Raw genomic sequence first — 12,536 nt, 5'->3', positions numbered from 1 at the left:
CCGGTGATCATGTTCTTGACGTAGTCGGCGTGGCCGGGGCAGTCCACATGCGCGTAGTGGCGGGCGTCGGTCTCGTATTCCACATGCGCGGTCGAGATCGTGATCCCGCGCGCCTTTTCCTCGGGCGCGCCGTCAATCGCGTCATACGCCTTGAAATCGCCAAAATACTTGGTGATCGCAGCAGTCGTCGTCGTCTTGCCGTGGTCAACGTGACCGATCGTGCCGATGTTGACGTGAGGTTTCGTGCGTTCGAATTTTGCCTTTGCCATTGCAAAGCTCCTTATGGCTGACGGTGCGTGCAAGCACGCACCCTACGGGGGTGGTAGGGTGCGTGGTTTCCCACGCACCGCCGTTATGCGTATTTCTTCTGGATCTCGTCCGAGATGTTCTGCGGCACGGCCTCGTAATGGTCGAACTGCATCGTGAACACCGCGCGGCCCGAGGACATCGAGCGCAGGGTGTTGATGTAGCCGAACATGTTGGCCAGCGGCACCATCGAGTCGATCACGTTGGCGTTGCCGCGGGTATCCTGCCCGCGCACCATGCCGCGACGGCTGGTCAGGTCGCCGATGATGTTGCCGGTGTATTCCTCGGGCGTCACCACCTCGACCTTCATGATCGGTTCCAGCAGCTTGGCGCCGGCCTTTTTCAGGCCCTCGCGCATCGCCGCACGGGACGCGATCTCGAACGCCAGCACCGACGAGTCGACATCGTGGAATGCGCCGTCGATCAGCGATACCTTGAAGTCGATCACCGGGAAGCCGGCCAGCGGACCGGAATCCATCACCGACTTGATGCCCTTTTCGACGCCCGGGATATATTCCTTGGGCACCGCGCCGCCGACGATCTTGGATTCGAAGGAATACCCCTCGCCCGGCTCGGTCGGGCTGATGATCAGCTTGATACGGGCGAACTGCCCGGTGCCGCCGGTCTGTTTCTTGTGGGTATAGTCGATCTCGGTCTCGTGGCTGATGGTCTCGCGATAGGCCACCTGCGGCGCGCCGATATTGGCGTCCACCTTGAACTCGCGCAGCATCCGGTTGACGAGAATGTCAAGATGCAGCTCGCCCATGCCCTTCATGATGGTCTGGCCGGATTCCTGATCGGTTTCGACCCGGAAGGACGGATCCTCGGCCGCCAGACGTGCCAGCGCGATGCCCATCTTTTCCTGATCGGCCTTGGATTTCGGCTCGACCGCGATCTCGATCACCGGATCGGGGAAGGTCATGGTTTCCAGCACGACCGGCTTGGCCGGATCGCACAGCGTGTCGCCGGTGGTGGTCTCTTTCAGACCGCCAAGCGCGATGATGTCGCCGGCATAGGCCGCCTCGATCTCTTCGCGCGACGCGGCGTGCATGACCATCATCCGGCCCACACGCTCGCGCTTGCCCTTGGTCGAGTTCATCATCGCGTCGCCCTTTTTCAGGGAACCCGAATAGATGCGCACGAAGGTCAGCGAGCCGACAAAGGGGTCGTTCATGATCTTGAACGCAAGACCCGAAAACGGCTCTTCGTCGCTGGCGTGGCGTTCGATGTTGCGGGTCTCGGTCTCGTCGCCCGGGGCAAAGCCGGTATAGGCCGGCACGTCCAGCGGGCTGGGCAGATAGTCGACGACCGCGTTCAGCAGCGGCTGCACGCCCTTGTTCTTGAAGGACGAACCCGCCAGAACCGGAAAGAATGCCAGCGACAGCGTGCCCTTGCGGATCAGCGCGCGCAGGGTGGCCTCGTCAGGCTCGTTGCCCTCGAGGTAGGCCTCCATCGCGTCGTCGTCCTGCTCGACGGCCAGCTCGATCATCTTGCCGCGCCATTCGTCGGCAAGATCCTGAAGCTCGGCCCGGATCGGCTGACGGATCCAGTTGGCACCCAGATCGTCGCCCTTCCAGACCCATTCTTCCATCTTGACCAGATCGACGATGCCCTCAAGCTTGTCCTCGGCACCGATCGGGAAGGCCACCGGGCAAGGCGTGCCGCCGGTGCGATCCTTGATCATCTGGACGCATTTGAAGAAATCGGCGCCGACCTTGTCCATCTTGTTGACGAACACCAGCCGGGGGACGTTGTAGCGGTCGGCCTGCCGCCAGACGGTTTCCGTCTGCGGCTCGACACCGGCGTTGCCGTCCAGCAGCGCAATGGCGCCGTCCAGCACCGCCAGCGAGCGTTCGACCTCGATGGTGAAGTCGACGTGGCCGGGGGTGTCGATGATGTTGAAGCGCAGCTTTTTCGACGGGTCCGGGGTATAGTCGGCGTCCTCGTGACGTTCCCAATGGGTTGTCGTCGCGGCCGACGAGATGGTGATCCCGCGCTCGGCTTCCTGTTCCATGAAGTCCATGGTCGAGGCACCGTCGTGGGTTTCGCCCATCTTGTGGTTCTTGCCGGTATAGAACAGGATGCGTTCCGTCGTCGTGGTCTTGCCCGCGTCGATGTGGGCCATGATCCCGAAGTTGCGGTAGCGATCGAGCGGATATTCGCGTGCCATTGTTGCCCCCTTACCAGCGGTAATGGCTGAACGCTTTGTTGGCGTCGGCCATCTTGTGGGTGTCTTCGCGCTTTTTCACCGCAGAGCCGCGGCCGTTCACCGCGTCGGAAAGCTCGCCGGCAAGGCGTTCTTCCATGGTGTTTTCATTGCGCTTTTTCGCAGCGTCGATCAGCCAGCGGATCGCCAGCGCCTCGCGGCGGATGGGACGGACCTCGACGGGCACCTGATAGGTGGCACCGCCGACCCGGCGGGAACGCACCTCGACCGAGGGCTTCACGTTGTCCATGGCCTCGTGGAAGACCTCGATCGGCTCGCGCTTGAGCCGGGTCTGCACGCGGTCCAGCGCATTGTAAACGATGCGCTCGGCCGTGGATTTCTTGCCGTCAACCATCAGGTTGTTCATGAATTTGGTCAGCACGCGATCGCCATATTTGGCGTCGGGCAGGACTTCGCGCTTTTCAGCGGCGTGACGACGTGACATCTATCTAACCCTCACTTCGGACGCTTGGCGCCGTATTTCGAACGACGCTGACGACGATCTTTGACGCCCTGCGTATCCAGGACACCGCGAAGGATGTGATAACGCACACCGGGAAGGTCTTTCACCCGGCCGCCGCGGATCAGCACGACGCTGTGTTCCTGGAGGTTGTGCTTTTCACCGGGAATATAGCTGATCACCTCGAAACCATTGGTCAGGCGCACCTTGGCGACTTTCCGCATGGCCGAGTTCGGCTTTTTCGGTGTGGTGGTATAGACGCGCGTGCAGACGCCGCGCTTCTGAGGGTTTCCTTGCAGGTGCTGCGACTTGGATCGCTGCACCTTCGGCTGCCGCGGTTTGCGGATCAGCTGCTGGATCGTCGGCATTCGGTTCCCCGTATTGCTTTGCGATACTCGCACCCGGGCCTTGGTGCGCCACTTCTCGACAGCATTCCGCGCCCATCGCGAAACGCCAAACCCATCCGAACCCGGTCAGGGCTGGACGGGACAAATTCCACAGGAGCAAGACAGGCCGAGGTGATGACCTTGCAGGTTCTGGGATTCCCCCACGCTTTCGCGTCAGGTGTGGCGGCGTATATGTAGAATCGCCCCGCCTGTCAATCAGCGCGCGCGGCCGCGGCCTAGCGGCCCCATTTCGGGCGGTCGGCGCCCGGCAGCGCGGCTGCCCGCACCATAAGGTCCAGCGCCGGCAGGTCAACGCCGAAGCGGCGGGCGATCAGCGGCGCAAGATCCTCGGGCGGGTCGGTCCACGGGTAATTCGGCCCCAGCGCGCCGGAATCGTTGTCGTGGTGAACCCCGCGCAGGAACATCGGCCGGTCGTTCACCGCGATGCCGTTCATGTGGCTGCCGATGCGCCAGTGCTCATAGTCGATGCAGCCCTGCGGCGCATCCGGCCGCTGCCAGATCACCAGCGCCACCCCGGTGGCATAGACATGGCGGGGCAGCGGCTCGACCCCGGTTTCCGAGGCGCGCAGGATCACCCCTTTCATATAGTCGCAATAGCCGCGCCCGTCGCGTTTCAGCATCGGCATCAGCAGCCGCAGGTCGCGGCGCGCGCGGGCGATGAAATCCAGCGCCACCGCGTCGTCGTCGTCATGCTTGAACTGTCCCACCCAATCGGCCCCGGTCTCGACATGCGGGCGCAGGGCGCGGGCGCAGGCGGCGCGGTGGTGGGGCATGGGGGGCACCAGCTCGACCGCGATCTGCGGGTGGGCGGCGGCGATCTCGTGCAGGCGGCCCAGATACGGCTGCGGCAGGTCGGGGCCGGTCATCACCACGATGCGGTAATCGGGGTCGCTCTGCCCGACCAGCCCCGGCAGCGTCACCGATTCGAACCACGCCCAGCGCCTTGCCAGCCGCGCCGGGTCGTAAAGAAACGCGCGCCGTTCCTCGGTCGAGCCGTGTTCCACCTGAAACCCGCGCCCGCCGAGATAGGAAAACCGGCACAGCCCCAGCAGCTGCGCCCGCATCAGGGCCGCACCCCGTGGACCCGCTGACCCGCAGCCGCGACGCCGGGCACCCGCCGCTGCCGCAGCCGCGATTCGCGGATGATGGAATACAGCCCGGCCCCCACCACCAGCGCGGCCCCCGCCCAGGTCCAGCCGTCGGGCCGGATCCCGAACACCGCCAGATCCAGCAGGAACGCAAACACCAGCAGCGTGTAGCGAAAGGGCGACACGAACCCGACCTCGCCCACCCGCATGGCGGAAACCACGGTCAGATAGGCCACGGTCAGGAAACCGGCGGCGACGCCCAGCGCCGCCAGTTCGGGCGCGGTGGGCAGGCGCCAGTCGGCCAGCCCTCCGGTCAGCGGCGCTGACAGGGTGACGCCGACCGCCGCACACAGCGCCACGCTGCTGGAACGCACCCCTCGGCTAAGACCCCGGCTGGCCAGATCGCGCGCCACCACCGCCAGGACCGAGGCCACCGCCAGCAGCGCCACCGGCTCGAACGCGGCCGAGCCGGGGCGCAGGATCAGCAGCACCCCCGCCAGCCCGACCACCGCCGCGGCCATCCGCCGGACCCCCAGCCGTTCACCAAACAGCAGCGCCGCGGCCACCATGATCAGGATCGGCTGCGCCTGATTGATCGCCGACAGCTGCCCGATGGACATGAACTGCAACGCCGTCAGGTAAAGCAGGGTGGCGGCGACATCGGCCCCCGTGCGGAACCCCAGCAGCCAGCGGTCGCGCCGGCCCGGCGGCAGGGCCAGCCCGCCGTCGCGCCGCACCAGCACCAGCAGCACCACCGTCACCATCACCCCGCGGATAAAGATCGCCTGCGACAGCGGCAGGGTCTGGATCGCCAGCTTCATCGCGCTGTCGTTCGACACGATCGCCAGCATCGATAGCGACATCAGCCCCGCCCCCAGCAGGTTTTCGGCGTGGCCGGTCCGCGGCTGCGGGTCCGGCAGCGGGCCGGTCGAGATCAGGGATTCGCGCATTGATTTTCCGGGGCGAGGGCTGGGTTTCCGCCCGAGTATCGCCGCGCCGCCGGAATATGGAAGCCTTGCCGGACCGCCGCCAGCACAATGGCCCCGAGGCGCGCGCCCCTTGTCGGCCGCGCGCGCCCCGCGCAAAAAGCCAGCCCAAAGGCGCCGCTGCCCTCGGCTACCCTCGGCCGCGCTCCCCCCCGCCGCGCTCCCCCACGCGCGCGGCACTTCAGGCGGCACGTCAGCGGGACGCATTGCGGTCGCCCCCGCATCGTGATTTGCCGAGCGGGCCGTTCGGGCTATCAGCGGTTACGGGTTTCATCACGGGCTTTCATGTCGGACGAGGCGAATATTCCCGCAACCACCCCCCCGCTTGGGTGGCGCCTGCGGGCGTTGGCGCCCTATCTGACGGGGGGCGCGCTGTTCCTGCTGGGGCTGGCGGCGCTGCACCACCTGCTGGCCCCCGTCGACCTGCACGAGGTCGCGGCCCAGATCCACGCCACGCCATGGACGGTGACGGGGCTGGCGCTGGCCTCGACGCTGGCGGGCTATCTGTGCCTTGCGGGCTACGACTGGTCGGCGCTGCGCTATCTGGGCAAGTCGCTGCCTCCGTCGGTGGTGCTGAGCGGCGGGCTGATGGCCTATGCCTTTGGCAACACGCTGGGGCTGACGCCGATTTCGGGCGGGGCGGTGCGGTGGAGGGTCTATTCCGGGCTGGGGCTGGACGGCTATGACATCGCCGCGATCTCGACCTTTACCTCGGTCTCTTTCGGGGTGATGACGACGCTGGTCGGGCTGGGCGCGCTGGCGCTGCACCCCACCGCGCTGGCGGCGATGGTGCCGCTGGATCCGGCGACGATCCGGGCTGGCGCGCTGCTGTCGGTCGCGGCGATCGTGGCGCCGCTGCTGTGGGCGGCGTGGGGCGAACGCCGGCTGACGCTGCGCCGCCTGACCCTGCGCGCCCCGCGGCTGTCGGTGCTGGCGGGACAGGTGCCGATCAGCCTGGGCGACCTGACGTTTTCCGCGCTGACCCTGTATCTGCTGCTGCCGGACGGCGGGCCGGGGTTTTTCACCTTTGTCGCGGTGTTTGCAGCGGCGACCATGGCCGGGGTCGTCAGCCACGTCCCCGGCGGCATCGGCGTGTTCGAGGCGATCATCCTGGCCGCCATGCCCGCCGCCATGCCCCCGGCGCAGGTCGCCGCGGCGCTGCTGCTCTATCGGATGATCTATTACATGGTGCCCTTTGCGCTGGCGCTGGTCACCATGGCGCTGTTCGAGGGCTGGCGGCTGGTCGGCCGCCCCCTGCCCGGCTCTCGCGTCGGCCGGGCGCTGGCGCTGGCCGAGCCGGGGCTGCGCGCGGTCTCTCCGCTGGCGCCGCTGGTGCTGGCGGCGATGACGCTGGGTTCGGGGCTGTGGATGAGCCTGTCGGCGCTGCTGCCGCCCCTGACCGAGGCCGCCGAGACCGCCGAGACCCTGTTTCCGCTGGCCTTCACCCGCGGCTCGGTGCTGCTGTCCAGCACGCTGGGGGCGGTGCTGATCGTGCTGTCGGCGGGGCTGGTGCGACGCTCGGCCGGGGCGTTCTGGCTGACGCTGGCGGTGATGGCGGGGGGCATCGTGGTGGCGCTGGCCCCGCCCGGCGACCCTCGGCAGGCGGCGACGCTGGCGCTGGCGATCCTGATCCTGCTGCCGTTCCGCCGCGCCTTTCACCGCAGGGCGGTGCTGACACATGCGGTGCTGACCCCGGGCGGGCTGGCGATGTTGGCCGCCGCCGCCGCCGGTTTCGGCTTTGCGCTGTTTCTGGCCCATGAAAGCACCCCCTATGCCAACGAGCTGTGGTGGCAGTTCGCCGCCGACAGCCGCGCGCCAAGGGCGCTGCGCGCCAGCCTGCTGGCGGGGCTGACCCTGGGGCTGGCGGCGCTGGTGATGCTGCTGCGCACCCCGCGCTATCGGCCGCTGCCCCCTTCGGTCGAGGATCTTGCCGCCGCCGGGCGCATCGCCTTGGCCAGCGACAACCCCGACGCGATGCTGGTGCTGACCGGCGACAAATCGGTGATGTTTTCCCGCGACCGCCGGGCATTCGTGATGTTCGCGCCCTCGGGGCGGTCGTGGCTGGCCTATGGCGGCCCGGTCGGCCCGTCCGATGCCGCGCGCGAGGTCGCGCATGACTTTGCCGAAACTGCGCGCAATGCCGGCATGGCGCCGGTGTTCTACGAGATCGGCCCGGACGACGTGGCCCTGATGCTGGCGCTGGGCATGACCCTGCACAAGCTGGGCGAGGCCGCCGAGGTCGCGCTGCAAGGGTTTTCGCTGGACGGCCCCGGCCGCAAGCGGCTGCGGGCCAGCTATGCAAAGGCGCTGCGCGACGGATTCGGCCTTGAGATCCTGTCCCCTCCGCATGATCCGGCGCTGATCGCGGCGCTGCGCGAGGTCTCGGACGACTGGCTGGCCGCCCGCAATGCGCGGGAAAAGGGGTTTTCCGTCGGTCGCTTCGATCCGGGTTGGCTGGACCGCTGGCCGGTGGCGCTGGCGCGCCGGAATGGCCGGATCATGGGCTTTGCCAATCTGCTGTCCTCGGACGACGGACAGGTGACGACCATCGACCTGATGCGCCATAGCCACGATGCGCCGCCCGAAACCATGGATTTCCTGTTCACCGCCCTGATGCTGACGCTCAAGGACCGCGGGTGCCGGGTGTTCTCGCTGGGGATGGCGCCCTTGTCAGGGTTGCAGCCGGAACGCAGCCGCCGGCTGTGGGATCGTTTCGGGGCGCTGATCTATCGCCACGGCGGCAGTTTCTACAATTTCGCCGGGCTGCGCGCGTTCAAGGAAAAATTCGCGCCCGAGTGGCGGCCGCATTATCTTGCCGCCCCCAGCCGCCTGCCGCCGCTGCGCCCGCTGGCCGACGCGGCCCGGCTGATCGCCGGAAAGCCGCCCGGCGGGGGCTAGCCGGCAAAATGGCAGCGCACCTGCCGGCCATCGGGCAGGGTGCGCAATTCGGGCGCCGCCTGTATGCACAGCGGCTGTTCCATGAAACAGCGCCCGGCAAACCGGCAGCGCGAGAGGCAGGGGTTGACCGGGCTTTGCGGCTCTGCGTCCAGGTGGATGCGCTCGGCCCCGCGGGGGCGCAGGGTCGGGATCGCCGACAGCAGCGCCCGCGTATAGGGGTGGGCGGGGGCGCGATAGATCGCCTCGGCCGCCCCCGTCTCGACGATCTGGCCCAGATACATCACCGCAATGCGTTGGCACAAAAGCCGCACCACGTTCAGGTCGTGGCTGACGAACAGCAGCGCGATGCCGCGGTCGCGCCGCAGCCGGTCCAGCAATTGCAGCACCGTCGCCTGCACCGAGACATCCAGCGCCGAGGTGGGTTCATCCAGCACCAGCAACTGCGGTTCCACCACCAGCGCGCGGGCGATGCCCACCCGCGCCTTTTGCCCGCCCGAAAGCTGGTGCGGATAGCGGTCCAGCAGCTCGGGCGGCAGGTTGACGGCCGCCGCCGCATCCTCGACCCGCCGGCGCAGGGCGGCGCGCGGCATCGGCCCCAGCAGCCGGCCCGCCGGATCCGCGACCGACTGGAACACCGTCAGCAGCGGGTTCAGGCTTTCGGTGTGATCCTGAAACACCATCTGGATCGCGCGCCGCCGGTCCGAGCGGGCAAAGCGCGACACGGATTCCCCGGTGATCTCGGCCCCGTGCAGGAAAACCTGCCCCCCGGTCGGGTCCAGCAGTCGCGCCAGCAGCCGCGCCAGGGTGGATTTGCCGCAGCCCGATTCGCCGACCAGCCCCAGCGCCTCGCCCGCGTGGATCGTCAGCCCCACCCTGTCCACGGCATGCAGCAGCGGCGCCGGCCCGAACAGGGTTTCCCGGCGCAGGCGGAAATGGCGGCTGAGATTGCGGGCCTCGATCAGCGCGGTCATGGCAGGTTCCGGCAGGCGACGAGATGTCCCGGCCCGCAGGCCGTCAGCGCGAGCGGCCCGGGCGCGTCGCAGCGCGGCAGGCGGCGCGGGCAGCGCTCGGCAAAGCGGCAGGGCGGCAGGTCGGGGCGGCGCAGATCGGGCATGCTGCCCGGAATCGCCTGCAACTGATCAAGCGAACCCGCCAGCGACGGCACCGACCGCAGCAGCCCCGCCGTATAGGGATGGCGCGGCCGGGCAAGAATCGCGGCGGTCGGCGCCACCTCGACCACGTGGCCCGCGTGCATGATCGCCAGCCGGTCGCAATTCCCCGCCGCCAGCGCCACGTCGTGGGTGATCAGCGCCACCGCGGTGCCCGCCTCGCGCGCGCGCTCGCGGATCAGCGCCATGATCGCGGCCTGAGTGGTGACGTCCAGCCCGGTCGTCGGCTCGTCCGCGATCAGCAGCCGCGGCGCGCAGGCCAGCGCCATGGCGATGCCGATGCGCTGGCACAGCCCGCCCGACAGCTGGAACGGATACGCCCTTGCCCGACGTTCCGGGTCGGGGATGCGGACATGGCGCAGCAGCTCCAGCACCCGCGCCCGGATGGCGCGCCGGGACAGGCTGCTGTGGCGGGCGACCACATCGGCGATCTGGTCGCCCACCGCGCGGATCGGGTTCAGCGCCGCGCGCGGGTTCTGAAAGATGATCGAGGCCCCGCGCCCGCGCCAGCCGTCCCGCGCGCGCCGGCCCATTTCCAGCAGGTTTTCGCCCTGAAACAGAACCTCGCCCCCGGTGATGCGGGCGGCGCGGTCAAGGATTCCCATCACCGCATGGGCCGTCACCGACTTGCCCGAGCCGGATTCTCCGATGATCCCGATGATCTCGCCCGGCGCGATGTCCAGCGACAGCCGGTCCAGCGCGTGAACGGTGCCGTGGCGCGTGTCGAATTCGACCGACAGGGCGCGGATGGACAGCAGCGGCGTCACCTGCGCAGCCTCGGGTCCAGCAGGTCGCGCAGCGCGTCGCCCAGCAGGTTGAAGGCCAACACCGCCAGCATCAGCGCCAGCCCCGGAAACGTCACGATCCACCACTGCCCCGAGCCGATGAAACGCGCGCCCTCGGCCACCATGATCCCCCATTCCGGGGTCGGCGGTCGCACCCCCAGCCCCAGAAACGACAGCCCCGCCGCGTTCAGCATCGCCCAGCCCAGGTTGACCGAGGCCTGAATCACCAGCGGCGCCGCGATGTTGGGGATCAGGTGCCGCCACAGGATGCGCCAGTCGCCCGAACCGCCCGCCCGCGCGGCCTCGACATAGCCCAGCGCGCGGCGGGGGCGCAGCTCGCTGCGGGCCAGCCGGATGTAAAAGGGCAGGTTCACGATGGCGGTCGCATAGACCACGTTGGCGACCGAGTTGCCCAGCGCCGCAACCAGCGCCATCGCCAGCACGAACAGCGGAAACGCCATCAGCACATCGACCAGCCGCGACACCACCGTGTCCAGCACGCCGCCCCAATAGCCGATGATCGCGCCCAGCACCGACCCCGCCACCATCGACAGCGCCACCGCGCCCAGTGCAATCAGCAGGTCCAGCCGCGTCGCCACCACCACCCGCGAAAACAGGTCGCGCCCCAGCTGGTCGGTGCCGAACCAGTGGCTGGCCGAGGGCGGCTGCAACGCCACCGCCGTATCGGTGGCCAGCGGGTCATGCGGGACCAGCAGCGGCCCCAGAACGGCGATCAGGCAGATCAGCGCGAACAGCCCGAACGCAAGCAAATCCAGCGGGTTGCGCCGCAGGGCACGGAAAATCCCTTTGTGCCGTGCGGGGTGGTCAGGGGCGCTCAATCTTCCGCCCTCGGGTCGATAAGCACGGTCACGATATCGACGACCAGATTCACCGCGATGAAAATCGCCGCCATGACCAGCACGAACCCCTGCAACGGCGCGTAATCAAGGTTGACGATGCTGTCGATGGCAAAGGCTCCGATGCCGGGCCATGAAAACACCCGCTCGACCAGCACATTGGCGCCCAGCATGTAGGAAAACACCATGCCCATGGTGGTGACCACCGGCAGCATGGCGTTGCGCAGCGCATAGATCAGGACGATCCGGCCCCGCGACAGCCCGGCGGCGCGGGCGGTGCGGATGAAATCGGACCCCAGCGCGGCGATCATCGCGGCGCGGGTCATCCGCGCCAGCGGCGCCAGCGCGAACAGCGCCATGGTCACCGCCGGCAGCAGCAGCTGAAGCAGCGCCGCCCGAAACACCTGTCCTTCGCCGGAAATCAGCGCGTCGATGGTCAGGAACCCGGTGACGCGGGCCGGCTCGAACAGGAACGGGTCCAGCCGGCCGATGGGCTCGGGCAGCACGCCGGCGCGGAAATAGAACACATGGATCAGCAGCAGCCCCGACACAAAGGTCGGCATCGACACGCCCAGCGTCGCGATCAGCCGCACCGCGTGGTCGACCAGCGACCCCGGCCGCAGCGCCGCCACCAGCCCCAGCGGCACCGCCACGACCACGGCCAGCAGGAACGCCAGCAAGGTCAGCTCGGCCGAGGCGGGCAGCCTGCGGGCGAATTCCGCCGCCACCGGCTGCCCGGTCGCGATCGAGCGCCCCAGATTCCCCTGCGCCAGATTGCCCAGATAGATCAGGAACTGGTCGTAAAGCGGCCTGTCCAGCCCCAGGTTTTCGCGCACGGCGGCGATGTCGGACGCGCTCATCGACGGGTTCGAGGCAAAGAACACCGCCGGATCGCCCGGCAGCACCCGCGTCAGCAGAAACGTGATCACCACCACCCCGAACAGCGTGGGGATCGCGGATAAAACCCGCAGGCCGATCCGCGTCATGCCGCACCCCGCCGCCTGCGCCCGGCGGCCGGGTCATCGCCGCAGGCCCGCGCGGCTGCGTCGGGGCCAGGCCGGGCGCGGGGGTTGCGCCGCGATGCCAGCGGCAGGCGCGACGGCTTGCCCGGATCACGCGGGGCAAAGATAGCTTTGGTCATGTCCCCTGCCCCCTGTTTTTCGAATGACGGGCCGCAAGCTGCGCCGGGCGGGCCGGCGGGGCCGGCACCGGGGCCTTTTAGCGCGCCCGCGGCACGGCGGCAAAGCCGAGAATACCGACACAAAGGGGGTCGGGGCAAAATCCTCACCCCCCATCACAAAAGGGTTGCCAAGCCCGGGACAAGCCGGGATGAAAGCCGCTCTTGCCCCCGCGTCGCGGACGCCGGGCCGGCAG

General features: G+C 68.4%; 11 protein-coding genes. 1 reads left to right on the top strand and 10 read right to left on the bottom strand.

From position 1 onward, the window contains the following. The 6 genes from BLW83_RS14875 to BLW83_RS14850 form a co-directional block, all read right to left on the bottom strand. Positions 1–269 (bottom strand): GTP-binding protein (locus BLW83_RS14875; RefSeq protein ID WP_245728920.1); only part of this gene is annotated, 269 nt, incomplete at its 3' end. A gap of 83 nt (positions 270–352) precedes the next feature. After that, positions 353–2,476 carry an elongation factor G gene (gene fusA, locus BLW83_RS14870; RefSeq protein ID WP_090849111.1) on the bottom strand — a complete coding sequence of 708 codons (2,124 nt, stop codon included), beginning with the start codon at positions 2,474–2,476 and terminating at the stop codon, positions 353–355. 10 nt (positions 2,477–2,486) lie between these two features. Beyond that, positions 2,487–2,957 carry a 30S ribosomal protein S7 gene (gene rpsG / locus BLW83_RS14865; RefSeq protein ID WP_090849109.1) on the bottom strand — a complete coding sequence of 157 codons (471 nt, stop codon included), beginning with the start codon at positions 2,955–2,957 and terminating at the stop codon, positions 2,487–2,489. An 11-nt stretch (positions 2,958–2,968) separates the two neighbouring features. Continuing rightward, positions 2,969–3,340: a 30S ribosomal protein S12 gene (gene rpsL, locus BLW83_RS14860; protein WP_073068257.1), complete on the bottom strand. Its 372-nt coding sequence runs from the start codon at positions 3,338–3,340 to the stop codon at positions 2,969–2,971. A 254-nt stretch (positions 3,341–3,594) separates the two neighbouring features. After that, positions 3,595–4,443 (bottom strand): glycosyltransferase, encoded by an 849-nt coding sequence (locus BLW83_RS14855; RefSeq protein WP_090849107.1) that lies wholly within the window; start codon positions 4,441–4,443, stop codon positions 3,595–3,597. Then, the gene (locus BLW83_RS14850; protein WP_245728918.1) at positions 4,443–5,417 is read right to left on the bottom strand and encodes a DMT family transporter; all 975 of its coding nucleotides are present in this window, start codon (positions 5,415–5,417) and stop codon (positions 4,443–4,445) included. The genes BLW83_RS14855 and BLW83_RS14850 overlap by 1 nt, the downstream gene beginning before the upstream one ends. Before the next feature lie 321 nt (positions 5,418–5,738). Between BLW83_RS14850 and mprF the strand changes: the two genes are divergently transcribed. Continuing rightward, the gene (gene mprF, locus BLW83_RS14845) at positions 5,739–8,351 is read left to right on the top strand and encodes a bifunctional lysylphosphatidylglycerol flippase/synthetase MprF (protein WP_177172595.1); all 2,613 of its coding nucleotides are present in this window, start codon (positions 5,739–5,741) and stop codon (positions 8,349–8,351) included. Here mprF and BLW83_RS14840 read toward each other — a convergent pair. From BLW83_RS14840 to BLW83_RS14825, 4 genes are read right to left on the bottom strand one after another with little or no spacing between them, the layout of a single operon-like run. Next, on the bottom strand, positions 8,348–9,322 hold the full coding sequence (locus BLW83_RS14840; RefSeq protein WP_090849103.1) for an oligopeptide/dipeptide ABC transporter ATP-binding protein: 975 nt from the start codon (positions 9,320–9,322) through the stop codon (positions 8,348–8,350). The genes mprF and BLW83_RS14840 overlap by 4 nt on opposite strands. Next, positions 9,319–10,287: an ABC transporter ATP-binding protein gene (locus BLW83_RS14835; RefSeq protein WP_177172592.1), complete on the bottom strand. Its 969-nt coding sequence runs from the start codon at positions 10,285–10,287 to the stop codon at positions 9,319–9,321. The genes BLW83_RS14840 and BLW83_RS14835 overlap by 4 nt, the downstream gene beginning before the upstream one ends. Further along, positions 10,284–11,144: an ABC transporter permease gene (locus BLW83_RS14830; RefSeq protein WP_090849099.1), complete on the bottom strand. Its 861-nt coding sequence runs from the start codon at positions 11,142–11,144 to the stop codon at positions 10,284–10,286. Before BLW83_RS14830 ends, BLW83_RS14835 begins: the two co-directional genes overlap by 4 nt. Further along, positions 11,141–12,148, bottom strand: a complete 1,008-nt coding sequence (locus BLW83_RS14825) for an ABC transporter permease (protein WP_090849097.1) — start codon at positions 12,146–12,148, stop codon at positions 11,141–11,143. The genes BLW83_RS14830 and BLW83_RS14825 overlap by 4 nt, the downstream gene beginning before the upstream one ends. Between the last annotated feature and the right edge of the window lie 388 nt (positions 12,149–12,536).

Source organism: Paracoccus alkenifer, from assembly GCF_900108405.1.
Classification (GTDB): domain Bacteria; phylum Pseudomonadota; class Alphaproteobacteria; order Rhodobacterales; family Rhodobacteraceae; genus Paracoccus; species Paracoccus alkenifer.
Note: the sequence above shows the minus strand (reverse complement) of the source record. Positions and strands in the feature narration are given on the sequence as shown.